The organism is Paraburkholderia piptadeniae (genome assembly GCF_900007165.1).
Taxonomy (GTDB): domain Bacteria; phylum Pseudomonadota; class Gammaproteobacteria; order Burkholderiales; family Burkholderiaceae; genus Paraburkholderia; species Paraburkholderia piptadeniae.
Genome location: NZ_CYGY02000122.1, coordinates 1 through 26,662 on the forward strand (window position 1 = coordinate 1; position 26,662 = coordinate 26,662).

A 26,662-nucleotide genomic window follows, 5' to 3' on the forward strand; every position below is an offset into this window, starting at 1 on the left:
ACGCAGGGCATCGCTGATCGCACTCTGACAGCCGGTCTCACCCAGCAACGCGACGTCGCGGGCAATGACCTGTGACAGCCGCTGTTCATGGAAATCGATCATCCACACAAACATCGGACAAGGCATCGATGTTCATTACCGGAAATCTGCCAAAAGTCCCAATCCAGCGATCCAGGATATCCCGATCTTGACGCACAATAACCGTCATTGCAGCGCTTTTAAAAGCTTTAAAGCACAGAAAACCCATCAGACGTGACATTTAATTCATAAAAAAACAAATCCACGCCAAAAAAGGGCACGATTCCACCCTGCAATTTTCCGTGTAGGATACTGTACAAATATACAGGTGTTTTCCTACATCGATGTCAGCCACCGCTACCCGTGCCGAAGAGATTCATCCGTCGCTATGGCGAGCCTCACAACTCGCGCGCGGCGGGCGGCGCACGCTCGACACTGGCTATCCCGCGTTATCGACGGAGTTGCCCGGCGGTGGCTGGCCCATCGGCGCGCTTGTCGATTTGCTGGTCCAGGTGCCGGGTGTCGGCGAGATGCGGCTGTTGCGGCCGGCATTGAGTTCACTTGGCGATCGGCTCATTGCTCTCGTTCAGCCGCCTCATATACCGGATGGGCTAGGCCTCAATTACATCGGGCTTTCGCTCGACAGGCTGCTGCAGATCAAAGCCCCCAAAAGCGCCGACGCCTTCTGGGCCGCCGAACAGATCCTGCGTGCCGGCAGTTGCGGCGCGCTGATCCTGTGGGCGCAGCATGCGCAGGCGTCGTCGCTGCGGCGTCTCCATCTGGCTGCGCAGTCGTCGGAGACGCTCTTCATCATGGTCCGGCCGCTCGCCTCGGCTCAGGATTCATCGCCGGCGCTATTGCGGCTGGCGTTACGCCCCTCGGCCGACGGTCTGATGGTCGACATCGTAAAGCGACGAGGTCCAACACGCGCGGAGCCTCTGTCGATTCCTCTTCAACCCACTCCCGTTCTGTTTTCCCGCCATGCGCGTCTTTCTCGCCGTCCATCTGCCGAAGTTACCGCTCGAGGTCTTTCGACCGAGGTGGTCGCCTGAGCCGGTGCACGGCAGCGCGGTGCTGGAGAAGGACAAGGTCGCGATTGCCGACAGCGCAGCCCGCGCAGCCGGCGTGCGACTGGGTATGAAGCGTGGTGGCGTGCTGACGCTGTCGCCGGAAACGGCCCTGTACGAGCGCGACATCGCGCGTGAAAACGCGGCGCAGCGCGAAGTCGGCGTGGCGCTGATGAAGTTTTCGCCCGATGTCACGTTGCTTGACGAAGCGACGGTGCTCGTCGAAGTCGGCGCGAGCTTGCGGCTTTTCGGCGGGCTGTTGTCGCTATGCCGCCAGGCGAAGGCGGTTCTCGACGCGCTCGGCTTGACGGCGCGCATCAGCGCCGCGCCGACGGGGCAGGGCGCGTGGCTTCTGGCGAAACACGGCAACCGGCGCGTGCTGCAACTCGCGTCGCTCGAGCGCGTGCTCGGGCCGCTGCCGATGCTCGCCGTGCCGGAGATCCGTCCGTTTGCCGACTGGTTCGGCGGTTTGGGCTGCGAATCGATTGCCGATGTGCGCCGTCTGCCGCGCGCGGGTCTGCAGCGGCGCTGCGGCGCGCATCTGCTGGATTCGCTCGACCGCGCGTTCGGCACTGCGCCGGAACTGTTCGACTGGCTCGAGCTGCCGCCCACGTTCAGCGCGCGCCTCGAATTGCCCGATCGTCTGGAGCATGCGGATGGCGCCGTGTTCGCCGCGCATCGTCTGATCGTGCAGCTGTGCGGCTGGCTGTGCGCGAAGCAACTGGCGGTGACGGCGATCACGCTGTCGTTCGAGCACGAGCGCGGGCGCGAAGCCATCGCTCCGACGTCGATCGACATCGCATTGGGCGAGGCCGCCTGGCGCGAAGACCATCTGCTGCGTCTCGTGAAGGAGCGACTGCATCGCCTCATCTTGGATGCCCCGGCTATCGCGGTGCGGCTCGATGCGTCGAAGGTCGATGCGGCCGCGCCCGCCAGCGATCAGCTCTTTCCCGAGCCGGGCGGCTCGCCGGCGGATCAGGCGCGGCTGATCGAGCTGCTGATTGCGCGCCTCGGCGACGAAAACGTGTTGCGTCCCGCGCCGACGGCCGACTACCGGCCGGAGATCGCGAACCGCTGGGTGTCCGTGAACCACGCGGAAAAAAAGATGCAGTTGCCGAAGAGCCTGCCGCGTCCGACATGGATGCTGGCGACACCCGTGCGCCTGCTGATGCGTCAGCACCGGCCGTTTTACGGCTCGCCGCTGAAGACGGTGTCGCCGGGCGAGCGGATCGAAGCGGGGTGGTTCGACGGCGCATTCGTCACGCGCGATTACTTCGTCATGCAAGGCGAAGACCGCAGCTGCTACTGGGTTTATCGCGAGCGCATCAGCAGCCGCGATGCCGAAGAGGAGCCGCGCTGGTTCCTGCACGGCCTGTTCGGATGACGCGCGATGGACACGACATTCAACGCGTTGCCGGCCTACGCCGAGCTGTTCTGCTTTTCGAACTTCACGTTCCTGCATGGAGCGTCGCATGCGGAAGAACTCGCCGGGCGCGCGTTTCAGCTTGGTTATTCGGGGCTCGCCATCACCGACGAATGCTCGCTGGCGGGCGTCGTGCGCGCGCATGTCGCGGCAAAGGAAGTGGGCTTGCCGCTCGTCATCGGATCGTATTTTCGGTTGCGCAATGCCGATGGCTCGCCCGCGTTCGGCCTGATTCTGCTCGCGCAGAATCGCGAAGGCTACGGCAATCTGTCGGAGCTGATCACGCTCGCGCGCACACGCGCGCCGAAGGGCGAGTATCGCCTCACACCGCACGATCTGTCGCGGCCCGATCGCGAGAATGCGCATCTGCGCGGCATGTCCGATTGCCTCGCGATCCTCGTTCCCGATTTTCCCGCGGACGAAGATGCGCTCGAAGCGCAGATCGAATGGCTCGACGAGACGTTTCCCGGCCGTGCATGGGTCGGGCTCGTGCTGCATCAGCGCGCGATGGACGACATTCATCGCGGCGCGCTCGAATATGTCGCGGGCAAGCAGAACGTGCCCGTCGTCGCGTTGGGTCAGGTCGTGATGCATGTGCGCTCGCGCAAGCCGCTGCAGGACACGATGACGGCGATCCGCGTCGGCAGGCCGGTGCACGAATGCGGCTATGATCTCGCGCCGAATGCAGAACAACATTTGCGTTCGCGTCTGCGCATCGCGAATCTGTATCCCGAGCATACGTTGCGCGAGACGACCAGCGTGTTGTCGCGCTGCGCGTTTTCGCTCGACGAACTCCGCTACGAATATCCCGACGAAATCGTGCCCGAAGGCTACACGCCGACGCAATACCTGCGTCAGGAGACGTATTTCGGCGCGCAGCGGCGTTTTCCTTCGGGCATTCCGCACAACGTGCAGGAGCAGATCGAGCACGAACTCGCGCTGATCGCGGACCTCAAATACGAACCGTATTTTCTGACCGTCTACGACATCGTGCGTTACGCGCGCAGCCAGCACATCCTGTGTCAGGGGCGCGGATCGGCGGCCAACTCGGCTGTGTGTTATTGCCTTGGTGTCACCGAGGTCGATCCGGCACGCGGCAACATGCTGTTCGAGCGGTTCATCTCGAAGGAGCGGGGCGAGCCGCCCGACATCGACGTGGACTTCGAACACCAGCGGCGCGAAGAAGTGATCCAGTACATCTATCGCAAGTACGGACGCGACCGCGCGGCGATCGCGGCGGCCGTGTCGACGTACCGGCCGCGCGGCGCGTTGCGCGAGACGGGCAAGGCGCTCGGTATCGATCCGCAGATCGTCGATACCGTCGCGAAGTCGCATCACTGGTTCGATACGAGCCACGATCTGCTCAAGCGCTTCGAGGAGTCGGGGCTGGACCCGGAGAAGCCGCTGATTCAGGCGTGGGCGCGGCTCGCATCGCAACTGCTCAATTTTCCGCGCCATCTGTCGCAGCATTCGGGCGGCTTCGTGATCAGCCGCGGCAAGCTCACGCGGCTCGTGCCCGTCGAGAACGCGGCGATGGTCGATCGCTCCGTGATCGAATGGGACAAGGACGATCTCGAATCGCTGGGCTTGCTGAAGGTCGATGTGCTCGCGCTCGGCATGCTGTCGGCGATCCGGCGCACGCTGGATCTCGTGTCGGAGCGGCGCGGCGAACGCTTCGAGATGCAGGACATTCCGCCCGAAAACGAAGAGACCTACGACATGATCTCGCGCGCCGATACGATCGGCGTGTTCCAGATCGAATCGCGCGCGCAGATGAGCATGCTGCCGCGTCTGAAGCCGGAAACGTTCTACGATCTCGTGATCGAAGTCGCGATCGTGCGGCCGGGGCCGATTCAGGGCGGAGCGGTGCATCCGTATCTGCGACGGCGGCAGGGGCTCGAACCTGTCGACTATCCGGGCGACAAGCTGAAGATCGCGCTCGAACGCACGCTCGGCGTGCCGATTTTCCAGGAGCAGGTGATGCAGGTCGCGATTATCGCGGCGGGGTTCACGCCGGGCGAAGCCGATCAGTTGCGCCGCGCGATGGCCGCGTGGAAGCGCAAGGGCGGGCTCGAAAAATACTACGACCGCATCGTCAACGGGATGCAGGAACGCGGCTACCCGCAGAGTTTCGCCGAGAGCATCTTCGAGCAGATCAAGGGCTTCGGCGAATATGGCTTTCCGGAGAGCCACGCGGCGAGTTTCGCGCTGCTGGTCTATACGAGCAGCTGGCTGAAATGCCACGAGCCCGAGGCGTTTCTCGCCGCGATGCTCAACAGCCAGCCGATGGGCTTCTATACGCCGTCTCAACTCGTGCAGGACGCGCGGCGGCATGGCGTGATCGTCTTGCCCGCCGATGTGACCGTCAGCGGCTGGGATTCTGCGCTCGAAACAGTGGCGGGCAGCGCGCGTCCCGCCGTTCGCCTCGGGCTGTCGCTGTTGCGCGGGATGAAGGACGGCGCGGCGGAGCGCATCGAAAATGCGCGCGCGGTGCGCCCGTTCAGGAGCGTCCACGATCTTGCGCGTCGGGCGCAACTCAACCGGCACGACCTGCATGTGCTCGCCGACGCGAATGCGTTGTCGTCGCTGGCGGGCAACCGGCGCGAGGCGTTGTGGCATTCGGTCGCCGCCGTGCCCGACAAGGACATGCTGTTTGTCGCCGCCGTCCAGGATGACACGCCCGAACTGGGTGCGCCGTCGGAGGCGCAGGACATCGTCGCGGATTACCGGTCAGTGGGGCTGACGCTCGGCCGCCATCCGCTGGAACTGCTGCGGCCCGTGCTGCTGGAGCAGCGCCTGATGCCCGCGTCGACGTTGCGCAACTATCGCAATGGACGCCTCGCGCGCGGATGCGGGATCGTCACCGTGCGGCAGCGGCCCGGCACGGCGAAAGGCGTGCTGTTCGTGACGCTCGAGGACGAGACGGGCAACGTCAACGTGATCGTGTGGCCGAGCCTGCTGGAGAAGCAGAGGCGGGAAGCGCTGGGCGCATCGCTGCTCGCCGTCTACGGCACGTGGCAATGCGAGGGCGAAGTGCGGCACCTCGTGGCGCAACGGCTCGTCGACATGTCGCATCTGCTGGGCGGGCTGCAATCGACGAGCCGCGACTTCCACTGATCGTCCGCGCCGCTTTATGCCCCGCTAACCGCGCCACGGAAACTGGGCGAGCACCTGCCGGATCGCCGTATCGAATGGCGTGCGCCGGCCGATGCCGAGCGCTTCGAGCCGCGACGAGTCCAGATGGCAGTTGTGCGGGCGCGGCGTCGAGTCGGCTGGTGTGTGCAGCGGCGTGAGTTGCGCGTCGATTTGCAGCGCGTCGGCGAGGCGTTGCGCGATTTTGTACTTCGTCATCGGTTCGTCGCCGGACCACTGCGCCGTGCCGCACACCGCCTCGCCGTGTGCGAGCCGCTCCAGCAACTGCCGCACGACGACGGCCACGTCCGGCGTATACGTCGGATAGCGGATCGCCCACGCGTCCATCACGGCGGCTTTCGCGTCGGGCGCCACGCTTGCCGACGCGGCAATAGCGGGCACGAGACTCGTCACCGCCGACTCGTGCCAACCCACGATCGGCCCGAACAGCAGCGGCAAGCGCAGCACGCAGCCCAGGTCGGTCGATTCTGCGAGCGCCCGCTCGCCATCCAGCTTGCTGCGGCCATATGCGTTGATCGGCGATGGCGCCGCGTCCTCGCGATAGGACGGCTGTGTACCGTCGAAGACGTAGTCGGTGGAAATGGACAGCACCCATGCGCCGTGCCGCCGCGCCGACGACGCAATCGTTCGCACGGCGTCGACGTTCAACGCGCGCGCGAGCGCCGGATCGTGCTCGCACACGTCCGGCCGGCGCTCGGCCGCTGCGATCACGATGGCATTGGGTTGCTCGTCGTCGACGAACTGCGTGATGGCATCCGCGTCACGAATGTCGAGCCTGACGCTTTGCGGGCCCAGGTGGCTGAATGCCGTCTGCACGAGCTGCCAGTCGCTCTGCCGGGCGAGCTCGCCGACGACGGCCCGCCCCAACAGACCCGATGCGCCGATAACGGCGACCTTGAACATCCGCGTTCCCCGGCTCAATGGCCGTCGACGGCGACGACCGTGTAGCCGGCGTCGTCGATGGCGGCCTTGAGCGTGTCGACGGATGCCCCCGACTGGACGGCGACTTTGCCCGCGGGCAGATCGACGTGAACCTGCGCGTGCGCGTCGTGTTCCTGGATGGCGCGCGTAACGGCCGCGACGCAATGCTGGCAGCTCATGCCTTCTACCTTGAATTCGATGCTCATGCTTTTTCCTTTAGCTTGTCAGTCCTGCAACCATTGAATTATGCCTGTTGACCGGCAGCTAGATGATTGACCTTCCCATCGTGGGAAGGTCAAGAATCATGCGACATATCGTGAAAGCAAAATGGGGAACGGGCGATGAATATCGGTCAAGCGGCCCGCGCGTCGGGCGTGACGGCGAAAATGATCCGCTACTACGAGAGCGTCGGATTGCTCGCGGCGAAACAGCGGACCTCGGCGGGATATCGGGTTTACGGCGCGCAGGAAGTGCATTCGCTGCGCTTCATCCGCCAGGCGCGGCGGCTGGGCTTTGCAGTCGGGGACATCCGCAGGCTGCTGGCGTTGTGGCAGGACCGGACGCGCACGAGTGCGGAAGTGAAATCGATCGCGTTGGAGCACGTCGCGGAACTCAATCACCGCATCGCCGAACTGACCGAGATGCGCGACACCTTGGCCCATCTCGCGGAGCATTGCCACGGCGATGACCGGCCGGATTGCCCGATCATCGAAGGCCTCGCCGCTGTCGATCCGATAGATGACGCGCCCGATTGTCACGGCCATTGAAAAACAGCGACGCTACGTTGTGCTCAATCGCCCACGGCTGCACCGAATTGGTGCGATTGTGACGCGTCTTCAGGCTGATTTCGCGATGAATCTCAAAAAAATCGGCCGCAAATCAAAGGCTTGCCTAGGAAATTAAGACGCACCATTCCAAAACGGAATGCACATCATTCGGGCAATTCACTGGCAAGGTTGCACCGGAACGCTATAATTCGGGTTAACCCTTCTACGGGAAATCCCTGATGTCCAACCCACCGGGGATTCTTAACTGATCCTTGGAGTTCATCATGATTGCGTTTCTGGTCGAAAAGCTGAGCAACTGGTTTGAAACTGCTGAACGTAGCCGCCGTGAGGCTTACCTCGCAGCGTCGTCGGATATCGTTCAGCTCGAGCAGCGTATCCGCGCGCTCGAAAGCAACGGCTACTCGCTGTAAGTCGATCGCCCCAGCCTACGCGGCATGTTGTTCGCCGCGAGCCCCAAGCGATACGCAAGCCCCGCCACGCGGGGCTTTGTCGCATCTGGCGCCGGCGGATCGCGCGCGGCGGCTTCGACGACTAGCCGGAACGTCGTCGTCGCGGTAATGTAGGATGTTTTCGCGATAACCGGCATTCCTACAATCAACCGGGGCGCTCATGTTTTCAGACCATTCGATGCTTGTGCTGCGGTCCGCAGCGACCGTCGTGCTGCTGGGGGCGGCATCGGCGGTGTTTGCCGCTTCGCCGGCGGGCCGTCAGCCGCTGATTCTCGATACCCAGAGCGGCATCAGCGACGGCCAGAGCGGCACCATACTGCAAACGGGACCGCTTTCGACGAGACGCATCGTCGAAGCCCAGCCAATCGCGGCACCCGAAGAATTGCCGTACAACAACGGTTCGACGCCGTATATCGTCGCGCCGTATATCCAGGTGCCGGGCGGTGCGCCGGCGCCGTATCCGCCGCCCCAGCCTCAGCCGCATCCACGGCCCACGCCTCGCTCGCAATAGATCGGCCGGTTCGCTCCACACAACCCATTCGCGCTTTGCGCGCGCGGAATGATCACCCTTGATTCGGGTTTCGGCGCATGGCGCGCGCCAGATCATCCGACGACAATCGTTGCGCAATCATCGCTCGCGGCACACGCGTTTAACGCGTTCAACGCAGCGCGACGAACAACTCGAAAAAGACAGGAGACGACGAATGCCTAACCTCTGGTTCCGGCGTGCCATGGGCGCATGTGCAGCGCTGCTCGCGCTCGCGACGTATCCCGCCATCGCGAAGGAGACGCCCGAGAAGCCGAAGCTCACGATGGCGGTCGGAGGCTTGCCGGGCCTCTACTACCTTCCCGTGCTGACCGCGCAGCAACTGGGCTTTTTCAAGGACGAAGGCCTCGACGTGACGCTCGAGGACTTCGCGGGCGGATCGAAGGCGCTGGAAGCCGTGGTCGGCGGCAGCGCGGATGTCGGCGCGGGCGCCTACGAACACACAATCTTCATGCAGGCGAAAGGCCAGCACTATCGCGCGTTCGTGCTGATGGGCCGCGCGCCGCAGATCGCCGTGGCGGTGACGAAAGAGAAGGCCGGAACGCTGAAGACTCTGGCGGATTTCAAAGGCGCGAAGGTCGGCGTGAGCGCGCCGGGTTCGTCGACTGACCTCGTGCTGACCGTCGCGCTGCGCAAGGCAGGGGTACAACGCAGCGATATCTCGGTGATCGGCGTCGGCAGCGGCGCGACGGTGATTTCCGCCGTGAGCAACGGACAGGTCGACGCGCTATCGAATGTCGATCCGATGATGACCAAACTGCAGCGTTCGGGCGACATCAAAGTGCTGGTCGATACCCGCACCGTGAAGGGCACGCAGGAAGTATTCGGCGGGACGATGCCCGCGGCGACGCTCTACGCACCGGATAGCTTCATCCAGAAATATCCGAAGACGACTCAGGCACTGGCCAACGCGATCGTGCGCGCGGACCGCTGGCTTCAGACTGCCGGCGACGCCGACATCGTGAAGATGGTGCCTCCCGCTTATCTGCTCAACGACAAGGCGCTGTATATCGATGCCTTTCACAACGTTCGCGAAGCCTATTCGCCGGATGGCCTGATGCCGGCGGACGGGCCGCCGACGGCCTTGCGTGCGCTTTCGTCGTTCGATACGCGGCTCGACGCGTCGAAGATCGACCTGAAGGCGACCTATACGAACGACTTTGCGCGCAAGGCGGACGAGCAAACCAAGTAGTTCGGGCGTTGCGAGGAAGCAGCGTCTTACGTGCTGGCTTCTTCGCTGACGCGCGCGCTTGCTTTGCTGTATCGCTGAGGCCGAGTCCGCGTTCGGCCCAATGTGGCTCAGTCGCCGCGATGTTCGATCTTGAACTGCGCGGCCTTGTCTTGACCGAGCGTCTCGACGAGCCACGGCAGCGTTTCCTTCATCATCTTCGGCAACGTGTAGGGCGGATTCAGAATGAACATGCCGCTGCCGAAGAGTCCAAAGCCATCGCTGGGCGGGTTGCTGACCGTCAGCGATACATGCAGCCAGTTCTTGTCCTGCAGCCGTTTCAGCTGTTCGGGAAACCGCTGCGACTCCGGACGCGTGACTTGCGGATACCAGATCGCATACGTTCCCGTCGCAAAGCGCTTCAGACTTTCCTCGATGCACGTCAGCGTGCGCGCGTAATCGCGCTTATCTTCATAGGACGGATCGACGAGCACGAGCGCGCGGCGCGGCGCGGGCGGCAGCAGCGTCTTGATGCCATCGAAGCCGTCGCCATCGAACAGCATCGCGCGCCGGCCGGCATCGCGGAAGTTGTGGCGCAGCACGTCGATTTCGGTGCTATGCAATTCGAACAGACGCATGCGGTCCTGCTCGCGCATCAGCCGCCACGCGAGATAAGGCGAGCCCGGGTAGAAACGCAACTCGCCGTCGGCATTCAGCGCGGATACCTCATTGACATACTCCGCAATCATGGGCGGCAAGTCCTTGCGATTCCACAGCTTCGCGATACCCGTTTCGAACTCAGCGGTCCTGGTCGCGTACCCTTCTTTCAGCGAATACACACCTGCGCCAGCGTGCGTGTCGATATACCAGTACGCCTTGTCCTTCTGTCCGAGATAGCGCAGCAGTTGCACGACGACTGCGTGTTTCAGGACGTCGGCGTGATTGCCTGCGTGAAAAGCGTGGCGATAACTGAGCATGGCGATGAAAGCGCTAGAGGAGGCGGATTATGCGGCCCGGTATTGTACGTGAATGAGGTAAGCGAACGAGGTAAGCGAGCAGCGTGGTCAAAGCCGGCGGTACGCCGTTCCGGCCGAACGCATGATCGGATCGACCTGTGCCCGATCCGCGCTCGATCCATGTCCGACACGCGGCTCTTCGAAAACCTAGTCGTATGCGTCGCCGACAATCGCTTCAATGTTGAACTTGATCTCCGACGTGATCTGCTCGGCGACATCTTGCGCCTTCATGTTTTCCAGGATCTGCTCGACGCGCGATGCGCCCGTGATGACCGTGCTGACGTTCGGATTCGTCAGGACCCATGCAAGCGCAAGCTGCCCCACCGTGCAGCCCAGTTCGTCCGCGACTTCGCCTAGCTGGCCGACGATGCTGTTCCTGCCCGCGTCGGTGACTTCCTTGCGGAGCCAGTCGTAGCCTTGCAGTTCCGCGCGGCTTCCGGATGGCACGCCGTTACGGTACTTGCCCGTGAGCAGTCCGGAAGCAAGCGGGCTCCACGTCGTGAGACCGAGGCCGATGTCCTCGTAGAGCCGTCGATATTCGTATTCGACGCGCTTGCGGTGAAACAGGTTGTATTGCGGCTGCTCCATCACGGGCTTGTGCAGATGATGCCGCTCGGCGATTTCATAGGCCGCGCGGATCTCGTCGGCGCTCCATTCGGACGTGCCCCAGTACAGTGCCTTGCCGCGCGCGATCATGTCGCTCATCGCCCATACCGTCTCTTCGATGGGCGTGTTCGGGTCGGGGCGATGACAGAACACGAGATCGACATAATCGAGTTGCAGACGCTTCAGCGAGCCGTCTATCGCGTTGAGCAGGTACTTGCGATTGAGCGTGTGATATTGATTGGGCGCTTCGTTGAGCCCCCAGAAAAACTTCGTGGAGACGACATAGCTCACGCGCGGCCAGTTCAGTTCCTTCAGCGCCTCACCCATGATCTCTTCCGATCTGCCGCCCGCATAGACTTCGGCGTTGTCGAAGAAGTTGACGCCCGCGTCGCGCGCAGCCGCCAGCGATTCCCGCGCGGCGCGCCGGTCCACCTGATTGCCGTAAGTCACCCATGAGCCGATCGACAGCTCGCTGACCTGCAGGCCGGAACGGCCGAGACGTCGGTAGTTCATCCAGATCTCCTTGTAAGTATCGTCGCCGGAACCTCAAACATTAATCCGATTCCGCAAGACGTGCCTTTGGTGTTTCATTCGCGTCGGTTCATGCACAATAGCGAAGTCGGCCGCAGTGCAGCAATCGACCGAACGGCATATGCCGTTCAGCCAGCTTCACGCTATCTGCGCGCCATGTTCTCATTGCTCAATCAACCCGCATGGAGGTTCTGGATGTCGTCATCGAATGAGAGTCTGAAAGGCAAGGTCGCCGTCGTCACGGGCGCGGCGAGCGGCATCGGCAAGCAGATCGCATTGACGCTGTCGGCGGCGGGCGCGGCCGTCGCGATCGCGGACCTGAACCAGGACGGCGCGAATGCCGTCGCCGAAGAGATCAGGAAGGCGGGCGGCAAGGCGCTCGGCGTCGCGATGGACGTGACGAGCGAAGACGCGGTTAATCAGGGCATCGACAAGGTCGCGGCCGAACTCGGCTCGGTGGATATCCTGGTCTCGAACGCAGGCATTCAGATCGTCAACCCGATCGAGAACTACTCGTTCTCCGACTGGAAGAAGATGCAGGCGATCCACGTCGACGGCGCGTTCCTCACGACGAAGGCCGCGCTCAAGCACATGTACAAGGACGATCGCGGCGGCATCGTGATCTACATGGGCTCGGTGCACTCGCACGAAGCGTCGCCGCTGAAGTCGGCATACGTGACGGCCAAGCATGCGCTGCTCGGTCTTGCGCGCGTGCTCGCCAAGGAAGGCGCGAAACACAACGTGCGTTCGCATGTCGTATGTCCGGGCTTCGTGCGCACGCCGCTCGTCGACAAGCAGATTCCGGAGCAGGCCAAGGAACTGGGCATCAGCGAGGAAGAAGTGGTCAAGCGCGTGATGCTGGGCGGCACGGTGGACGGCGTATTCACGACCGTTGAAGATGTCGCGCAGACGGTCCTGTTTCTGTCGGCATTCCCGACGGCTGCGCTCACAGGTCAGTCATTCATCGTGAGCCACGGCTGGTACATGCAATAAGAACGGAGGGTGATGATGGCGCAACGCGAGTCACAACGCAGCGTGAAGCGGGCGCGCGCCGGCGGCGCCGGTGCGGAGGAGGGCGAACGGGTGGGCGTGTCGTCCGGCGTGCGCGCCAGTCATCACATCGAGCTGCCTCAGTACGAAACGGTCGCGCTGGTGCTGCAGGGCGGCGGCGCGCTCGGCGCGTATCAGGCGGGCGTCTACCAGGGGCTCGACGAGGCCGGTATTCTGCCGAACTGGCTTGCGGGCATCTCGATCGGCGCGTTGAACACGGCGATCATCGCGGGCAATGCACCCCGGCATCGCGTCGAAAAGCTGCACGAGTTCTGGGAGACGATCTGCCAGCCGGCCTACGGTCCGCCCGTGCCGCCGTCCATCGAGCACGCGCTTTTCAACTCGAACGACGCGGTACGCAAGATGTTCACGGCGATGCAGGCAGTAGGCGCGCTCGTCGACGGGCAGAAGGGTTTCTTCACGCCGCGCTTTCCGCCGCCGTTGCCTGCCGTGTCGGTTCCACCGCAAAACGCGAGCTACTACGACACGACGCCGCTCAAGGCGACGCTCGAGCGGCTATGCGACTTCGACCGGATCAACTCGAAAGAGATGCGCGTGTCGGTCGGCGCGGTGAACGTGCACACGGGCAACTTCGCCTACTTCGACAACTCGCATACGACGTTGAAGCCCGAGCATTTCATGGCGTCAGGCGCGTTGCCGCCGGGCTTCGGCGCCGTCGAGATCGACGGCGAGTACTACTGGGACGGCGGACTGATGTCGAATACGCCGCTCGCCGAGGTGGCGCAGGCAAGTCCGCGCCGCGATACGCTCGCCTTTCAGGTCGATCTGTGGAGCGCGATCGGCCCTGTGCCCGACAACATCACCGACGTGCAGGGGCGGGTCAAAGACATTCAGTATTCGAGCCGGACGCGCTTCGTCACGGACACGATGCAACATTCCCAGCGCTTTCGGCATGTACTGCGCGAAGTGCTCGACCGCGTGTCGCCCGAGCATCGCAACGATCCGTGGTGCAAGCTCGCGGAGCAACTCGCCTGCTCGAAACGCTACAACATCATTCACCTGATCTACCGGGACAAGGAATACGAAGGGCACTACAAGGACTACCAGTTCGGCCTGTCGACGATGCATCAGCACTGGGAAAGCGGTCTGGACGATATCCGCAACTCGCTTGCGCAACCGGGCTGGCTCGACATGCCGGACAACGAAGCGAGCTTCGTCACGCACGATATTCATCGCGATTCACGTTGAGCGTGGTGTTCGACGCCTGTCGGTGACGTGCGGCATTGAACTCTCGGTTGCCGTCGCGTCGACATGCGATCGAGTCGGCATGAGTGTGAGTCGGCACGACATGAAAAAGGCGCTCACGAGGAGCGCCTTTTGACTGGCATTAACTGCATGCGAGAAGAGACGGCGCTTCGCCCCGTCTCTCTGCGACTTATTTCAGGACGGCAGCAACCGCGTTGGCCACGACGTCCAGATTGCGCGTGTTCAGCGCGGCCACGCAGATACGGCCCGTGCCGACGGCGTAGATGCCGAACTCCTCGCGCAGACGGTCAACTTGCGGCGCCGTCAGACCCGAGTACGAGAACATGCCGCGTTGCGCGTTGACGAAGCTGAAGTCGCGGTCGATGCCCGCCGCCTTCAGACGCTCGACGAGGCCATTGCGCATCGCGCGGATGCGATCGCGCATTTCGCCCAGTTCCGCTTCCCACGTTGCGCGCAGTTCCGGCGAGGCAAGCACCGCAGCGACGACGGCACCGCCATGCGTCGGCGGGTTCGAATAGTTCGTGCGGATCACGCGCTTGAGTTGCGACAGCACGCGCGCAGCTTCTTCCTTGCCGCCCGTGATGATCGACAGTGCGCCGACGCGCTCGCCGTACAGCGAGAACGACTTCGAGAACGACGACGACACGAACACGTTCAGCTCCGATTGCGCGAAGAGGCGCACGGCGGCCGCGTCGGCGTCGATGCCGTCGCCGAAGCCCTGATAGGCGATGTCGAGGAACGGCACCAGTTCGCGTGCCTTCACGACATCGACCACCTGGCGCCACTGGTCGACGGAGAGATCGACGCCAGTCGGGTTGTGGCAGCACGCGTGCAGCACGACGATCGTGCCCGGCGCGTAGCTGTTGAGCGCCGACAGCATGCCTTCGAAGTTCACGCCATGCGTCTTCGCGTCGTAGTACGGGTACGACACGACTTCGAAGCCAGCACTTTCGAACAGTGCGCGGTGGTTTTCCCAGCTCGGATCGCTGATCGCGACCTTCGCCGCCGGATTGAGGCGCTTCAGGAAGTCCGCGCCGATCTTCAGCGCACCCGTGCCGCCCAGCGCCTGCGCCGTCACGACGCGGCCGGCGGCGATCAGCGGCGAATCGTTGCCGAGCAGCAGCTTCTGCACCGCTGCGTCATAGACGGCGATGCCTTCGATCGGCAGATAACCGCGCGGCAGCGCAGCTTCGACGCGTGCCTTTTCTGCTTCGCGGACGGCGCGCAGCAGAGGAATCTTGCCTTCTTCGTTGGTGTACACGCCAACACCCAGATTGACCTTGGTGGTGCGCGTGTCGGCATTGAAGGCTTCGTTCAGGCCCAGAATCGGGTCGCGGGGAGCAAGTTCGACGGCGGAGAACAGAGACATGATGATTCGGCAGTAGTGAAAAGAGGGTCGACTTCGGATGCTGCTAGGAACCGCATGCGGCTTGAGGCGGCCAGGTTCGGAACTTGCGGCGGGAGCCATGCTCGGGTCCCGATCACGCGTTCGACGACAGCCGCCCGGGCGCGAACGTGCCATTGTAACGAATCTCGCCGGGGTTTTTCGCGCCGGGCGCGTTGGCATGCGGATTAATTAGCAATGAAAACAGCGATCTGGCGAGGTTTTTTCGCTGCAAAACACGTGATTTCAGGCGCAACGGCGCGGGTGGTCCGGCACGGTTTCAGACGCGAAGTGAGCCGTCGGCCCGACAGTTCGCAAAACGCTAGAATAGTCGTTTGCTCCGGGGCCGAGGTGCCGCTTCCATGTCCGAACATCATCTGAGTGAAGTCAACGAGGCTCTCGACGAATCCAAATTCGTGACGTTCGAGGACTCGCCGTTCAGGCTCTATCAGCCGTATCCGCCCGCTGGTGACCAGCCGACGGCGATCGACACGCTCGTCGAAGGCGTCGAGGACGGTCTGTCGTTCCAGACACTGCTCGGCGTGACGGGCTCCGGCAAGACGTACACGATGGCGAACACGATCGCGCGTCTCGGCCGGCCGGCCATCGTCTTCGCGCCCAACAAGACGCTCGCTGCGCAGCTGTACGCGGAGTTTCGCGAGTTTTTTCCGCGCAATGCCGTCGAGTACTTCGTCTCGTACTACGACTACTACCAGCCGGAAGCGTATGTGCCGCAACGCGACCTCTTCATCGAAAAAGACTCGTCGGTCAACGAGCACATCGAGCAGATGCGTCTGTCGGCGACGAAGAGCCTGATGGAGCGGCGCGACGTCGTGATCGTCGCGACGGTGTCGGCGATCTACGGTATTGGTAATCCGTCGGAATATCACCAGATGATTCTGACGCTGCGCACCGGCGACAAGATCGGTCAGCGCGACATCATCGCGCGTCTAATTGCGATGCAGTACAACCGCAACGAGGCCGATTTCCAGCGCGGTTCGTTCCGAGTGCGCGGCGACACGATCGATATTTTTCCTGCCGAGCATGCGGAAATGGCGGTGCGCGTCGAACTGTTCGACGACGAAATCGACATGCTTCAGTTGTTCGATCCGCTCACGGGCCGCGTGCGTCAGAAGATTCTGCGCTTCACCGTTTATCCGTCGTCGCACTACGTGACGCCGCGCGAGACTGTGATGAGTGCCGTTGAGACGATCAAGTCCGAACTGCGCGACCGGCTCGAGTTCTTCTACAACGACGGCAAGCTCGTCGAAGCGCAACGGCTCGAACAACGCACGCGCTTCGATCTGGAAATGCTGCAGGAACTGGGCTTCTGCAAAGGCATCGAGAACTACTCGCGGCATTTCTCGGGCGCCGCGCCCGGCGAGCCGCCGCCGACGCTCGTCGACTATCTGCCGACCGACGCGATCATGTTCCTCGACGAATCGCACGTGCTGATCGGCCAGTTGAACGGCATGTACAACGGCGACCGCGCGCGCAAGGAAAATCTCGTCGACTACGGCTTTCGGCTGCCGTCCGCGCTCGACAACCGGCCGCTCAAGTTCAACGAGTTCGAGCGCAAGATGCGCCAGGTCGTGTACGTATCGGCAACGCCCGCCGACTACGAGAAAAAGACGTCGGGGCAGGTGGCCGAGCAGGTCGTGCGTCCGACGGGCCTCGTCGATCCGGAAATCAATGTGCGGCCGGCGCGCACGCAGGTCGACGACGTGCTCGCCGAGATCAACGAGCGCGTGGCCGCGGGCGACCGCGTGCTCGTCACCGTGCTGACCAAGCGCATGGCCGAGCAGTTGACGGAGTTTCTCGCCGATCACGGCGTGAAGGTGCGCTATCTGCACAGCGACATCGATACCGTCGAGCGTGTCGAAATCATCCGCGACTTGCGGCTGGGCACGTTCGATGTGCTGGTTGGGATCAATCTGCTGCGCGAAGGACTGGACATTCCGGAAGTCTCGCTGGTCGCGATTCTCGACGCGGACAAGGAAGGCTTTTTGCGCGCCGAGCGCTCGCTGATCCAGACGATCGGCCGCGCCGCCCGCAACGTGAACGGCAAGGCCATTCTCTACGCGGACAGGATTACGGATTCGATGAAGCGCGCGATCGACGAGACCGAGCGGCGGCGCGCCAAGCAGATCGCGTTCAACGAGCAGATGGGCATCGTGCCGCGCGGCGTCGTGAAGCGGATCAAGGACATCATCGACGGCGTCTACAACGTCGACGAGGCGCGCGCCGAACTGAAGGAGCAGCAAGTCCGTGCGAAGTTCGAAGACATGTCCGAGAAGCAGGTCGCGAAGGAGCTGAAGCGGCTCGAGAAACAGATGATGGAGCACGCGAAGAATCTCGAATTCGAAAAGGCGGCTCGGGTGCGCGATGAGATCGCCCTGTTGCGCGAGCGAGTGTTCGGCGCAAACGTCGGCGATCATCTGACGGGCACGGATTAGGTTTCGGTGCTGCCCTATAAGGCAGACGACTTGGGTGCGGCGCTTCGCCGCCGCGCACGTCCGTTCGCCGGATTGCAACGGCGCCATCCTTCTGAAAATGGCGCTTAAGCTTTCCGTAAGACCCTGTTGCAGCAAGGCTTTCAACGCATTCGCATTTGTTCTTCCCCCTGAACAGTGATAAACTGAATCGTGTATTGAGAATGGTTCGCATTACCGTTCGTTACTGCTTTCGCACTTGCGCAGGCAGCATCGAACAATTGGCGAAAGAGACGTAAAGAAATGCGCATGCGAAACCTCTTCGACGCGCGTTTTCCGTTTTCAGCTTTTCCTTGCTTCAGTCTAAAAAAACAAAGGAGTTTCAATGCGCGTTTCGTCAATTCTGAGCAGCGGGGTTGCTGTCCTCGCTGCCGTTGCCGCGATGTCGGCGTCGGCCGCCGAGTATCCGATCGGCAAGCAGCAAATCCAGGGCGGCATGGAAATCGGCGCCGTGTATCTGCAGCCGATCACGATGGATCCGGAAGGCATGATGCGTAAGGCATCGGATTCCGACATCCACCTCGAGGCCGACATCCACGCGGTCAAGAAGAATCCGAGTGGTTTCGCCGAGGGCGACTGGATGCCATATCTGCAAGTGCGCTACGAGCTGACCAAGCCGGGTTCGAGCTATGACCAGAAGGGCGATCTGATGCCGATGGTCGCCGACGACGGTCCGCACTACGGCGACAACGTCAAGCTCGCCGGCCCAGGCAAGTATCACCTGAAGCTGATCGTCGAACCGCCGATGCAGACGGGTCATATGGCGTTCGGCCGTCACGTCGACAAGGAAACGGGCGTCGGTCCGTGGTTCAAGTCGTTCACGCTCGAGTACGATTTCGCGTTTGCGGGCATCGGCAAGAAGGGTGGGTACTGATCGCTGTCGATCGCATCGCGATCTCCAATGAAGTGAGCGGCGCGAGAGCGCGCCGCATTTCCAGGAAGGGTGCATGAGAGTCAACAAGAAGATCGCCGTTCTCGCCTTGGCGGCATCGTTCATCGGGCTGGCGCACGCGGACGAAGCCGTGACGTTCAAGCTGGAAATGACGGACGGCAAGCTGAATCCGGCGCGTATCGAAGTGCCCGCCGGCAAGCGCGTCAGAATCGAAGTGAAGAACACGGGTAAAGGCGCTGCGGAATTCGAGAGCGTCGAGCTGCGCAAAGAGAAGGTTCTGGCGCCGGGCGCCGAATCGGTCGTCGTGATCGCCCCGCTCGATCCCGGTACGTACAAGTTTTTTGACGATTTCCATCAACAGGCGCAGGGCGTGATCGTCGCCAAGTGACGTCGTCGCGGCAGCACGAGCCGTAACACGGACGCGCGGCGTCCACTGAAGCAGTTGGAGGTTTCGATGGGTCAGGTAGTGTTCATCGTTTGGCGGGAGAGCGTCGAGGCGCTGCTCGTCGTCGGGATTCTGTACGCGTGGCTGAAGAATGGCGACGAACAGGCGCGCCATGGTCTGCCGTACCTGTGGGCGGGCGTGGCGGTGGGCGTGCTGGCCGCGATCGGCCTGGGCGCGGCGCTGGTCGGATTCACCGAGGTGCTGTCGGGCGATGCGCAGGACTATTTCCAGACTGCGATGGTGCTGATCGCGTGCGTGCTGATCGTGCAGATGGTGCTGTGGATGAAGTCGCACGGCCGCACGCTCAAACGGGACATGGAACAGTCGCTCAAGAAGAGCACGCAGGACGCGAACTGGTGGGGCATCGCCGTGCTCGTCGCGCTCGCGATCGCGCGTGAGGGCAGCGAGACGGTGATCTTCCTGTACGGTCTCGGCTTCGGCCAGTCGGGCCATGTGGACGCGAGCCAGGTGATTGCCGTGATCGTCGGCCTTGGGCTTGCGCTCATCACGTTCTACGTGCTGCAACTGGGCGGCAAGATCTTTTCGTGGCGGCTCTTTTTCCGCATCACGGAAATCATGCTGCTGTTCCTCGGCGCGGGCCTGTTCCAGACGGGCGTCGACAAGCTGATCGACAAGGAAATCCTGCCGACCATCGTCGACCGGCTGTGGAACACGTCGATGATCCTCGACGACTCCGCCACGTTCGGCTCGCTCGTCGCGACGCTCACCGGCTATCGCGCTCACCCGGCGTTGATGAACCTGATCACGTACGCGCTGTACTGGGCCGTCGTCTGGCTGCTGCTGCGCCGCGCGAAGCGTGGCCCGGCGCGGCAACCCGCGGGGCGCGCGGCATGAGCAGTGTCGTTGCGAATCGCCGCAGCCGGCTTGCGGAAGTCGGCCACTGGATGCAGCGCCACGGCGCTGTCATCCGCGGCATTCAGTGGGTGGTCGTTGGCGTCTACGCGTTTCTGATTCTTGTGCCCGCGTTCACCGAACTGCCGGGCGACTCCGCGCATCTGTGGAGCAACCTGACGCTAGCCGCGCAGTTCGTTTTCTGGGGCATCTGGTGGCCGTTCGTGCTGCTGTCGATGGTGATGCTCGGCCGCGTGTGGTGCGGCGTGCTGTGCCCCGAAGGCGCGCTTTCGGAGTTCGCAAGCAAATACGGACGAGGCCGCGCGATTCCGCACTGGATGCGCTGGGGCGGCTGGCCATTCGTCGCATTTGGCCTGACGACGATCTACGGCCAGATGGTCAGCGTCTACCAGTATCCGAAAGCGGTCCTGCTGGTGCTCGGCGGCTCCACGTTGGGCGCGATGGTCATCGGATTGCTCTACGGCCGGGAGAAGCGCGTCTGGTGCAAGTACCTGTGCCCCGTGAACGGGGTCTTTTCGCTTCTGGCGCGCCTCGCGCCGTTTCACTACAAGGTCGATGAAGACGCGTGGCGCCGCTCGTACAAGCAGGGCGAGCACGGTCATCGCGTGATTCCCATCAATTGCGCGCCGCTCGTGCCGTTGCGCAACATGAAGGGCGCGTCGTCGTGCCATATGTGCGGCCGTTGCAGCGGGCACCGCGACGCGATTGCGCTGACGTGGCGCAAGCCGTCGTCGGAAGTGGTCGATCTCGGCGACAAGCAGGCGAACGCCTGGGACACGGCGCTGATCCTGTACGGCCTGCTCGGCATCGCGATCGGCGCGTTCCACTGGACGGGCTCGCCGTGGTTCATCGACGTCAAGCAGACGCTCGCGACGTGGTTCATCGATCACGACATCATGTGGCCGCTCGACACGAATGCACCGTGGTTCGTGTTCACGCACTATCCGGAGCAGAACGACGTTTTCTCGTGGCTCGACGGCGGGATGATCATCGGCTACATCCTCGCGACGGGCGCGTTCTACGGCACGGCGCTGCTGGCGCTACTGGCGGGCGCGGCGCGCACGCTGGGCCGCTTCGATACGACGCGCCTGCATCATCTCGCGCAGGCGCTGATTCCGATTGCGGGCACGGGCGTGTTCCTCGGGCTCTCGGCAACAACGCTGTCGCTGCTGAAGGCCGAGCATGTGCCGATCGACTGGGCTTCGGATCTGCGCATCGCGATTCTTGTGATCGCGAACGCGTGGAGCGCGTGGCTCGCGTGGCTCGTGACGCGCCGCTACACCGCGCGCATTTTGCAGCGCGGGCTCGCGATGGTATGGTTCATGGCGGCATTGGCGGTCGTCGATAGTGCGTGGTGGCTGATGTTCTGGGGCTGGACGCACTGAAGGCGCACCGCGTTTTCCACCGCGTTTTCCAGCGAGGCAGCCTGTGAGAACCAAACCCGTACTGACCGACGAAGACGTCAAGAAAATGGCGGCCGCCGCCGAAGCGCACGCGGTGGCCAATCACTGGATCGTGACGATCGCCATCCTCGACGATGGCGGTCATCTGCTCCATCTGCACCGGATGGACGGCGCTGCGCCGGGCACGGTCGAAATGGCGATCGCGAAGGGGCGCACAGCCGTACTCGGACGCCGCGAAACCAAGGTCTACGAAGACGTGATCAAGCAGGGCCGCACGGCGTTTCTGAGCGCGCCGATCACGGCGATGGTCGAGGGCGGCGTGCCCATCGTCGTGGACGGCGAGACGGTCGGCTCGATCGGCGTATCGGGCGTGAAATCGGAGCAGGATGCGGCGGTCGCGCGCGCGGGCATCGCCGCGCTGGAGATCGGCTGACGCGTTTTTCTGTCGTCGGCTCAGGCTTGCGATTCCTCGGACACGCCTTCAAAGACAAAAAAGCCGTGTGGATGTCTTCATCCACACGGCTTCATATCGTTTGAACGTCGCGCGATTCGTTGCGCGCGCTTTGCGGTGCGATCCGCGGTGAGAACCCAAAAAAGCGGCCTGGCTGGCTGAGACGGCTGGCTTGGTGTCTGCACGAAGGGGTCTAGATCTCGCGTGCAAGCCGTCGTGGCTGGCTAGTGCCTAACACCTCTCGGAGAGGTGGTCCCCACAATACCCGGTTTTGCTGCAATCGTTACTTGGTCAGGATCAGCTTGCCCAGACGCGTCGCGCGCAGCTGATACGTCTCGCCGTTATGCACGATGCTCACGTGGCTGCGGCCCTGAAGCAGCGCGTCGCTGGTCAATACGCGCTCAGTCCGTTCGGCGGCCTGCGCGGCGTTATTGCCGCTCCCGTTGTCGTTGCCGGTGCGGCGTTCGGCGGACGCCGTCGTGACGGATTTCGTCGGGCGGCCGGCCGTCAGTGCCGCGGCCGCCGGGCGGCGCAGGCTGAGCGTGGAAGAGCGCGTCGTGTTTGTCATGCTTGCCATCGGTTCGTCGATTTGTTGGATTGATTCTAAATGATAACCATTTCTATTTACAAGACCGCGAAATCAATCGGCAAGACGTTTCGATAGGCAGGAGATTGCGCCGCGCGGAGCGTCCGGCGGCGCGCAGGATTTAATGCAGCTGATCAGGCGTGTTGCGCGCGCTGACGTACTGGCGGATCAGGCGGACAGTGTCGATGTCCGACTCGCGATACGCCGATTTCACGATCTCTTCCGTCTGACGCGCGTCGGGATCGCCGTTGTCGTCGGCGGACGGCAGGCTCGTTTTGTACTCGAAGCGCAAAAAGAGCTGCAACTCGTCAGGCTGCTCGATCGTCATCGTCAGCGAACCGCCGACGTATTCGGCCGTCGCGAGGATGTCGTAACGCACGCTGTCCTTCGGCGTGAGCGTCACGCGATCGCGCACGGTCGCCTGGCCGTAGTGCAGTTCGCGCTCCATTGTGCTGTCGGTGCGCGAAAGGATCGAGCAGCTGTCGAGGCCGATGACGAACAGCTGCGGCTGCTCGGCGCGCAGCACGAGCCCTTCCCACAGCTGCTCGCGCGTCAGCGCTTCGACGAGCGGATTCAGCGGATCGTTAATCTGGATCAGATGTTCGAAGTTCAAGACGGCAGCTTCCTTCTAAAGCCCAAGGTTTATAGCGTCAAGCAACAGCCAGGCCCGTACGGATCGAAATCGGATTGCTCAGGATCTTGTGCACCGGACACGAATTGGCGATTTGCAGAAGCCGTTCCTGCTGCTCGTCTGACAGATCGCCCGTCAGCACGATCTGCCGGTCGATGGCCGTGCCGTCGCCTTCTTTCTGGATCGACAGCGTCACGCGCACTTCTTCGAGCGCCCAGCCTTTGCGCTGCGCATACATCTTCAGCGTAATCGACGTGCACGCGCCGAGGCTCGACAGCAGTAGCGAGTTCGGCGTGGGGCCGCGATCTGCGCCGCCGAGCGACTCGGGTTCGTCGGCGATCCACGTATGCGCGCCGTCGTCGAACATCACCTGATAATTCGTCGAGCCGATGTGTGCCGTGACCTTCGTGTCTGCCATGCGCGCTCCTTGCGGGAAAGGTGATGCCGCGCGGCGCATCACGCGGCGCGCGGCTCAGGTTGCTTTTCTCAGGTTGCTATTGTGAACGAATTTGCTGCGATTCGCGGATAGGGCGGCGGACAGGGCGCGCCGCGCGAAAAACCGATACCTCGGGGAAGTAGGGCGTTTCAATGCGTGATCTGCCCCATGCGTCCCGCCTGATAATCGATGACGGCCTGACGGATTTCGTCCTCCGTATTCATCACGAACGGGCCATAGCGCACGACGGGCTCGTTGAGCGGCACGCCGCCGAACAGCAGCACGTCGAGCGGCTCGTCGCCGGCGGCCATCGTCACCGTGTCGCCGTCGTTGTCGAACACGATCATCTGCTGCGCTCCGATTTCGAGCTGCTCGTCGCTATAGAAGCCTTTGCCCGAGAGCCCGTAAGCGAACACGCGATAGTCGCGCGGCACGGGATGCACGATGCGCGCGCCCGGTTGCAGCGTGAAATGCTGGTACAGAATGGGCGTGCGCGTTTCGATCGCGGCCTTCATGCCGAGCGCCTCGCCCGCGATCACCTTCACTCGCACCTTGCCGTCGTCGGACGTCGCGACGGGAATGCCGGCCGACGGCATCTCCTGATAACGCGGCGAGATCATCTTGTCGCGCTTAGGCAGGTTCACCCACAGTTGCAGACCGTGCACGCGGCCACCCGTCGCGACGAACGACGGGTCCGGCATTTCGCTGTGCACGACGCCGGAACCGGCCGTCATCCATTGAACATCGCCTGCGCGCAGCGTGCCCGAGTGGCCCGCCGAGTCCTTGTGGCCAAACTGGCCTTCGAGCACGTAAGTCACCGTTTCGAAGCCGCGATGCGGGTGATCGGGCGCGCCTTTCGCCTCGCCGGGCGCGTAGTCGACGGGGCCCATTTCGTCGAGCAGCAGAAACGGATCGAAGTCCATCAGCATGCGTGTCGGAAACGGGCGGTGGACGACGAAGCCACCGCCTTCAACCGTGCGAACGGAAGGATATGTGCGTTCGATCGTGCGGGTCGCGCTCATCAAAGTCACCTCGAAAAATGGGGAATAGCGTTATTTCTGAAACATGCGACTATTATATGGACCGATTTTGGCCAAAACAGGCCGCCTGTCGCAATGGATTGTTCTGCTAGTGAAACGATGACATGAAGATCGATTCGCATAACCTCAACGACCTGATGTACTTTTCGCAGGTCGTCGAACATGGCGGGTTTTCCGCCGCAGAGCGTGTGCTCGGCATTTCGAAGTCGCGTCTGTCGCGGCGCCTGACGGAACTGGAGGCGTCGCTGGGCGTGCGTCTGCTGCAACGCTCGACACGCAAGCTCGCGCTGACGGAAGCGGGGCAACTGTTCTACCAGCACTGTCAGGCGATGCTTTCCGAGGCGCAGGCGGCCGTCAATGTCGTGCAGCAGCTGCGCTCGTCGCCGCGTGGCACGGTGCGCGTCAGCGTGCCCGTGACGATCTCGCAGACCATCCTGTCGCAGATCCTGCCGGAATTCATGCATCGCTATCCCGAGGTGCGCGTCGTGATGCGCGTGACGAACCGCGTCGTCGATCTGTTCGAAGATTCGATCGACGTTGCGCTGCGCGTGCGCTCCGAGCCGCCGGAGAGCGCGAATATCGTCGTGCGGCCGCTGTGGCGCACGCAGCAGATGCTGGTCGGCGCGCCGAGCCTGCTGAGCCAGAATGCGCCGCCGCTCGCGCCCGCCGATCTGAACCGTTTCGAGACGCTCGACACGCCGACGGGCGACGGACGCCACGTGTTCAATCTGATCGCGCCCGACGGCATGCGCCACGCGCACGAGCACGAACCACGCCTCGTGACGGCCGATCTGATGATGATCACGGAAGCGGCGCTCGCGGGCGTCGGCATCGCGGCGCTGCCGGAGATGATGTATGGCGCCGCGCTGCGCAGCGGACGCCTGTCGCCCGTGATGCCGGGCTGGACGCTGCCGTCGCCGCAGTTATACGCGGTGTTCCTGTCGCGGCAGGGCATGGTGCCAGCCGTGCGGACTTTCGTCGATTATCTGGTCGAGATGCTCGACCCCGACACGGGCAAGCATATCCAGCAGGAATGCCCGGAGCGCGAAGCGAAGCCGCTGCGTCTGAAGGCGGATGCAATCTGACGCATCACATCGCATCGCGCCGTATCCACGCGAGCGAACGTGAACGTAGCGCACGCCGCACGGCAAATATCGTTTTTGCCATTTAAGCGCGAACGGCGATGGATACTTTCAATGGCCGCAGGCTTGTACGCACGCGCTCGCGGGCTTATATTGAAATCCCTTCGCTAAGGAGTGTCCTATGCGAAAACTGACGGCCGCTTTGATAGTGAGCCTGATAGGGCTGACCGCGCTGTCCGTGTCAACCACGGCTGCTGCATGCGGTGATCAGATCCAGAGCAGAAGCGATGGTAAATAATCCCGCCGCCCGAAGGCGCCGAGTGCGCACGAAAAAAGGCCTTCATCCGACGATGAAGGCCTTTTACATTTAGCCCTGAAAAGCAGGGCTTTTCTTCGAAGAACGACGAACGCGGTGGCGCGCTCAGTGCGCTTTCGGCTGCGTGACGAAGCCGATTTTCGTCAGGCCACCCGCCTGCGCCGCCGACATCACGTCCGCTACCTTCTCGTACGCAACCTTGCGGTCCGCGCTCAGATGCAGTTCCGGCTGCGGATTCTGCTGCGCAGCCGCGGCGATCTTCGCCTGCAGCGCGTCGTCGGAGATTTTCTGGTCGCCCCACAGCACGTTGCCGTCGGCGTCGATCGACACCGTCACCTGCGCGGGCTTTGTGTCTTCCTTCTGGCTGCTCGCGTGCGGCAGGTCGATCTTCACCGCGTGGCGGATCACCGGGATCGTCACCATGAAGACGATCAGGAGAACCAACATGACGTCGACGAGCGGCGTCATGTTGATTTCGTTCATGAGGCCGTCGTCATCGTCGCCGGCAAAAGGGCTCATTGCCATCGCCATGCCTCCTGGTTAGTTGGCACGGGACGCGAGCCGGAGACCGTCTCCGCGCTTCGTCGACGACAGGCGCGCGCCCGTCACGAAGAACGCATGGAGGCCGTGGGCGAAGCGGCTCAGCTTGCTGACGATCGCGTTGTTG

Annotated in this window: 26 protein-coding genes and 1 pseudogene; 16 read left to right on the plus strand and 11 right to left on the minus strand. The window is 62.9% G+C overall.

Annotated elements, in window-relative coordinates; genetic code table 11:
* Nucleotides 1-362: 362 nt before the first annotated feature.
* The 3 genes from imuA to BN2476_RS41325 are packed head-to-tail and all read left to right on the plus strand — an operon-like array spanning nucleotide 363 to nucleotide 5,625.
* A complete protein-coding gene (gene imuA / locus BN2476_RS41315; RefSeq protein ID WP_087739918.1) occupies nucleotides 363-1,070 on the plus strand; it encodes a translesion DNA synthesis-associated protein ImuA in 708 nt (235 codons plus the stop codon).
* Nucleotides 1,000-2,469 carry a Y-family DNA polymerase gene (locus BN2476_RS41320; protein ID WP_173819723.1) on the plus strand — a complete coding sequence of 490 codons (1,470 nt, stop codon included), beginning with the start codon at nucleotides 1,000-1,002 and terminating at the stop codon, nucleotides 2,467-2,469. The genes imuA and BN2476_RS41320 overlap by 71 nt, the downstream gene beginning before the upstream one ends.
* 6 nt (nucleotides 2,470-2,475) lie before the next feature.
* Nucleotides 2,476-5,625 (plus strand): error-prone DNA polymerase, encoded by a 3,150-nt coding sequence (locus BN2476_RS41325; RefSeq protein WP_087739919.1) that lies wholly within the window; start codon nucleotides 2,476-2,478, stop codon nucleotides 5,623-5,625.
* 24 nt (nucleotides 5,626-5,649) lie between these two features.
* Here the strand turns inward: BN2476_RS41325 and BN2476_RS41330 are convergent, their stop codons facing one another.
* Both BN2476_RS41330 and BN2476_RS41335 read right to left on the minus strand, forming a co-directional pair.
* On the minus strand, nucleotides 5,650-6,564 hold the full coding sequence (locus BN2476_RS41330) for a dTDP-4-dehydrorhamnose reductase family protein (RefSeq protein WP_087739920.1): 915 nt from the start codon (nucleotides 6,562-6,564) through the stop codon (nucleotides 5,650-5,652).
* Between the two features lie 14 nt (nucleotides 6,565-6,578).
* A complete protein-coding gene (locus BN2476_RS41335; RefSeq protein ID WP_087739921.1) occupies nucleotides 6,579-6,788 on the minus strand; it encodes a heavy-metal-associated domain-containing protein in 210 nt (69 codons plus the stop codon).
* A 135-nt stretch (nucleotides 6,789-6,923) separates the two neighbouring features.
* Here BN2476_RS41335 and cueR point away from each other — a divergent pair, with 135 nt between their 5' ends.
* The 4 genes from cueR to BN2476_RS41355 all read left to right on the plus strand — a co-directional run bounded on the left by cueR (nucleotide 6,924) and on the right by BN2476_RS41355 (nucleotide 9,558).
* Entirely contained in the window at nucleotides 6,924-7,349 is a 426-nt protein-coding gene (cueR, locus tag BN2476_RS41340; protein ID WP_087739922.1) for a Cu(I)-responsive transcriptional regulator, read from the plus strand.
* A gap of 284 nt (nucleotides 7,350-7,633) precedes the next feature.
* Nucleotides 7,634-7,780: a DUF3563 family protein gene (locus BN2476_RS41345; protein WP_087739923.1), complete on the plus strand. Its 147-nt coding sequence runs from the start codon at nucleotides 7,634-7,636 to the stop codon at nucleotides 7,778-7,780.
* A 199-nt stretch (nucleotides 7,781-7,979) separates the two neighbouring features.
* The gene (locus BN2476_RS41350; protein WP_087739924.1) at nucleotides 7,980-8,330 is read left to right on the plus strand and encodes a hypothetical protein; all 351 of its coding nucleotides are present in this window, start codon (nucleotides 7,980-7,982) and stop codon (nucleotides 8,328-8,330) included.
* Nucleotides 8,331-8,523: 193 nt separating this feature from the next.
* Nucleotides 8,524-9,558 carry an ABC transporter substrate-binding protein gene (locus BN2476_RS41355; RefSeq protein WP_087739925.1) on the plus strand — a complete coding sequence of 345 codons (1,035 nt, stop codon included), beginning with the start codon at nucleotides 8,524-8,526 and terminating at the stop codon, nucleotides 9,556-9,558.
* Nucleotides 9,559-9,665: 107 nt separating this feature from the next.
* Here BN2476_RS41355 and BN2476_RS41360 read toward each other — a convergent pair whose 3' ends face one another.
* Nucleotides 9,666-10,511 (minus strand): 23S rRNA (adenine(2030)-N(6))-methyltransferase RlmJ, encoded by an 846-nt coding sequence (locus BN2476_RS41360; protein WP_087739926.1) that lies wholly within the window; start codon nucleotides 10,509-10,511, stop codon nucleotides 9,666-9,668.
* A 186-nt stretch (nucleotides 10,512-10,697) separates the two neighbouring features.
* Entirely contained in the window at nucleotides 10,698-11,669 is a 972-nt protein-coding gene (locus BN2476_RS41365) for a potassium channel beta subunit family protein (RefSeq protein WP_087739927.1), read from the minus strand.
* Between the two features lie 213 nt (nucleotides 11,670-11,882).
* Here BN2476_RS41365 and BN2476_RS41370 point away from each other — a divergent pair, with 213 nt between their 5' ends.
* Both BN2476_RS41370 and BN2476_RS41375 read left to right on the plus strand, forming a co-directional pair.
* On the plus strand, nucleotides 11,883-12,680 hold the full coding sequence (locus BN2476_RS41370; RefSeq protein WP_087739939.1) for a 3-hydroxybutyrate dehydrogenase: 798 nt from the start codon (nucleotides 11,883-11,885) through the stop codon (nucleotides 12,678-12,680).
* A 15-nt stretch (nucleotides 12,681-12,695) separates the two neighbouring features.
* Nucleotides 12,696-13,946: a DUF3734 domain-containing protein gene (locus BN2476_RS41375; protein WP_087739940.1), complete on the plus strand. Its 1,251-nt coding sequence runs from the start codon at nucleotides 12,696-12,698 to the stop codon at nucleotides 13,944-13,946.
* A gap of 187 nt (nucleotides 13,947-14,133) precedes the next feature.
* Here the strand turns inward: BN2476_RS41375 and BN2476_RS41380 are convergent, their stop codons facing one another.
* Nucleotides 14,134-15,333 (minus strand): amino acid aminotransferase, encoded by a 1,200-nt coding sequence (locus BN2476_RS41380; RefSeq protein WP_087739928.1) that lies wholly within the window; start codon nucleotides 15,331-15,333, stop codon nucleotides 14,134-14,136.
* 377 nt (nucleotides 15,334-15,710) lie between these two features.
* On the opposite strand from BN2476_RS41380, the gene uvrB reads away from it, so the two are divergent.
* The 6 genes from uvrB (at nucleotide 15,711) to BN2476_RS41410 (ending at nucleotide 21,886) form a co-directional block, all read left to right on the plus strand.
* Entirely contained in the window at nucleotides 15,711-17,804 is a 2,094-nt protein-coding gene (gene uvrB / locus BN2476_RS41385) for an excinuclease ABC subunit UvrB (protein ID WP_087739929.1), read from the plus strand.
* A 361-nt stretch (nucleotides 17,805-18,165) separates the two neighbouring features.
* Nucleotides 18,166-18,714 (plus strand): iron transporter, encoded by a 549-nt coding sequence (locus BN2476_RS41390; RefSeq protein ID WP_087739930.1) that lies wholly within the window; start codon nucleotides 18,166-18,168, stop codon nucleotides 18,712-18,714.
* A gap of 73 nt (nucleotides 18,715-18,787) precedes the next feature.
* Nucleotides 18,788-19,120: a cupredoxin domain-containing protein gene (locus tag BN2476_RS41395; protein ID WP_087739931.1), complete on the plus strand. Its 333-nt coding sequence runs from the start codon at nucleotides 18,788-18,790 to the stop codon at nucleotides 19,118-19,120.
* Between the two features lie 66 nt (nucleotides 19,121-19,186).
* Nucleotides 19,187-20,032 (plus strand): FTR1 family iron permease, encoded by an 846-nt coding sequence (locus tag BN2476_RS41400; RefSeq protein ID WP_087739941.1) that lies wholly within the window; start codon nucleotides 19,187-19,189, stop codon nucleotides 20,030-20,032.
* A complete protein-coding gene (locus tag BN2476_RS41405; RefSeq protein WP_087739932.1) occupies nucleotides 20,029-21,435 on the plus strand; it encodes a 4Fe-4S binding protein in 1,407 nt (468 codons plus the stop codon). The genes BN2476_RS41400 and BN2476_RS41405 overlap by 4 nt, the downstream gene beginning before the upstream one ends.
* A gap of 43 nt (nucleotides 21,436-21,478) precedes the next feature.
* A complete protein-coding gene (locus BN2476_RS41410; RefSeq protein ID WP_087739933.1) occupies nucleotides 21,479-21,886 on the plus strand; it encodes a GlcG/HbpS family heme-binding protein in 408 nt (135 codons plus the stop codon).
* Between the two features lie 301 nt (nucleotides 21,887-22,187).
* Here the strand turns inward: BN2476_RS41410 and hemP are convergent, their stop codons facing one another.
* From hemP to BN2476_RS41430, 4 genes are all read right to left on the minus strand, one after another.
* Nucleotides 22,188-22,472: a hemin uptake protein HemP gene (gene hemP / locus BN2476_RS41415; protein WP_087739942.1), complete on the minus strand. Its 285-nt coding sequence runs from the start codon at nucleotides 22,470-22,472 to the stop codon at nucleotides 22,188-22,190.
* Nucleotides 22,473-22,611: 139 nt separating this feature from the next.
* The gene (locus BN2476_RS41420) at nucleotides 22,612-23,103 is read right to left on the minus strand and encodes an SRPBCC family protein (RefSeq protein WP_087739934.1); all 492 of its coding nucleotides are present in this window, start codon (nucleotides 23,101-23,103) and stop codon (nucleotides 22,612-22,614) included.
* A 37-nt stretch (nucleotides 23,104-23,140) separates the two neighbouring features.
* Nucleotides 23,141-23,539, minus strand: coding sequence for an OsmC family protein (locus BN2476_RS41425; protein ID WP_087739935.1), 399 nt, complete (start codon nucleotides 23,537-23,539; stop codon nucleotides 23,141-23,143).
* 167 nt (nucleotides 23,540-23,706) lie between these two features.
* Nucleotides 23,707-24,579 carry a pirin family protein gene (locus BN2476_RS41430; RefSeq protein ID WP_087739936.1) on the minus strand — a complete coding sequence of 291 codons (873 nt, stop codon included), beginning with the start codon at nucleotides 24,577-24,579 and terminating at the stop codon, nucleotides 23,707-23,709.
* Between the two features lie 122 nt (nucleotides 24,580-24,701).
* On the opposite strand from BN2476_RS41430, the gene BN2476_RS41435 reads away from it, so the two are divergent.
* Nucleotides 24,702-25,682, plus strand: a complete 981-nt coding sequence (locus tag BN2476_RS41435; RefSeq protein WP_087739937.1) for a LysR family transcriptional regulator — start codon at nucleotides 24,702-24,704, stop codon at nucleotides 25,680-25,682.
* A gap of 418 nt (nucleotides 25,683-26,100) precedes the next feature.
* On the opposite strand, the gene BN2476_RS41440 is transcribed toward BN2476_RS41435, so the two are convergent.
* Together BN2476_RS41440 and BN2476_RS48930 are read right to left on the minus strand one after the other, a co-directional pair.
* Complete coding sequence (locus tag BN2476_RS41440; protein ID WP_087739943.1) at nucleotides 26,101-26,520, minus strand: ExbD/TolR family protein; 420 nt, start codon at nucleotides 26,518-26,520, stop codon at nucleotides 26,101-26,103.
* A 15-nt stretch (nucleotides 26,521-26,535) separates the two neighbouring features.
* Nucleotides 26,536-26,662: pseudogene (locus BN2476_RS48930) on the minus strand (MotA/TolQ/ExbB proton channel family protein); the annotation flags it as partial.

Coding starts and splice junctions, on each gene's coding strand:
- BN2476_RS41440 (WP_087739943.1), bottom strand. CDS start 26,520: ATGGCAATGAGCCCTTTTGCCGGCGACGATGACGACGGCCTCATGAAC.
- cueR (WP_087739922.1), top strand. CDS start 6,924: ATGAATATCGGTCAAGCGGCCCGCGCGTCGGGCGTGACGGCGAAAATG.
- BN2476_RS41335 (WP_087739921.1), bottom strand. CDS start 6,788: ATGAGCATCGAATTCAAGGTAGAAGGCATGAGCTGCCAGCATTGCGTC.
- imuA (WP_087739918.1), top strand. CDS start 363: ATGTCAGCCACCGCTACCCGTGCCGAAGAGATTCATCCGTCGCTATGG.
- hemP (WP_087739942.1), bottom strand. CDS start 22,472: ATGACAAACACGACGCGCTCTTCCACGCTCAGCCTGCGCCGCCCGGCG.
- BN2476_RS41330 (WP_087739920.1), bottom strand. CDS start 6,564: ATGTTCAAGGTCGCCGTTATCGGCGCATCGGGTCTGTTGGGGCGGGCC.
- BN2476_RS41390 (WP_087739930.1), top strand. CDS start 18,166: ATGCGCGTTTCGTCAATTCTGAGCAGCGGGGTTGCTGTCCTCGCTGCC.
- BN2476_RS41320 (WP_173819723.1), top strand. CDS start 1,000: ATGCGCGTCTTTCTCGCCGTCCATCTGCCGAAGTTACCGCTCGAGGTC.
- BN2476_RS41350 (WP_087739924.1), top strand. CDS start 7,980: ATGTTTTCAGACCATTCGATGCTTGTGCTGCGGTCCGCAGCGACCGTC.
- BN2476_RS41425 (WP_087739935.1), bottom strand. CDS start 23,539: ATGGCAGACACGAAGGTCACGGCACACATCGGCTCGACGAATTATCAG.
- BN2476_RS41375 (WP_087739940.1), top strand. CDS start 12,696: ATGGCGCAACGCGAGTCACAACGCAGCGTGAAGCGGGCGCGCGCCGGC.
- BN2476_RS41370 (WP_087739939.1), top strand. CDS start 11,883: ATGTCGTCATCGAATGAGAGTCTGAAAGGCAAGGTCGCCGTCGTCACG.
- BN2476_RS41355 (WP_087739925.1), top strand. CDS start 8,524: ATGCCTAACCTCTGGTTCCGGCGTGCCATGGGCGCATGTGCAGCGCTG.
- BN2476_RS41400 (WP_087739941.1), top strand. CDS start 19,187: ATGGGTCAGGTAGTGTTCATCGTTTGGCGGGAGAGCGTCGAGGCGCTG.
- BN2476_RS41430 (WP_087739936.1), bottom strand. CDS start 24,579: ATGAGCGCGACCCGCACGATCGAACGCACATATCCTTCCGTTCGCACG.
- BN2476_RS41360 (WP_087739926.1), bottom strand. CDS start 10,511: ATGCTCAGTTATCGCCACGCTTTTCACGCAGGCAATCACGCCGACGTC.
- BN2476_RS41345 (WP_087739923.1), top strand. CDS start 7,634: ATGATTGCGTTTCTGGTCGAAAAGCTGAGCAACTGGTTTGAAACTGCT.
- BN2476_RS41325 (WP_087739919.1), top strand. CDS start 2,476: ATGGACACGACATTCAACGCGTTGCCGGCCTACGCCGAGCTGTTCTGC.
- BN2476_RS41395 (WP_087739931.1), top strand. CDS start 18,788: ATGAGAGTCAACAAGAAGATCGCCGTTCTCGCCTTGGCGGCATCGTTC.
- BN2476_RS41365 (WP_087739927.1), bottom strand. CDS start 11,669: ATGAACTACCGACGTCTCGGCCGTTCCGGCCTGCAGGTCAGCGAGCTG.
- BN2476_RS41435 (WP_087739937.1), top strand. CDS start 24,702: ATGAAGATCGATTCGCATAACCTCAACGACCTGATGTACTTTTCGCAG.
- BN2476_RS41380 (WP_087739928.1), bottom strand. CDS start 15,333: ATGTCTCTGTTCTCCGCCGTCGAACTTGCTCCCCGCGACCCGATTCTG.
- uvrB (WP_087739929.1), top strand. CDS start 15,711: ATGTCCGAACATCATCTGAGTGAAGTCAACGAGGCTCTCGACGAATCC.
- BN2476_RS41405 (WP_087739932.1), top strand. CDS start 20,029: ATGAGCAGTGTCGTTGCGAATCGCCGCAGCCGGCTTGCGGAAGTCGGC.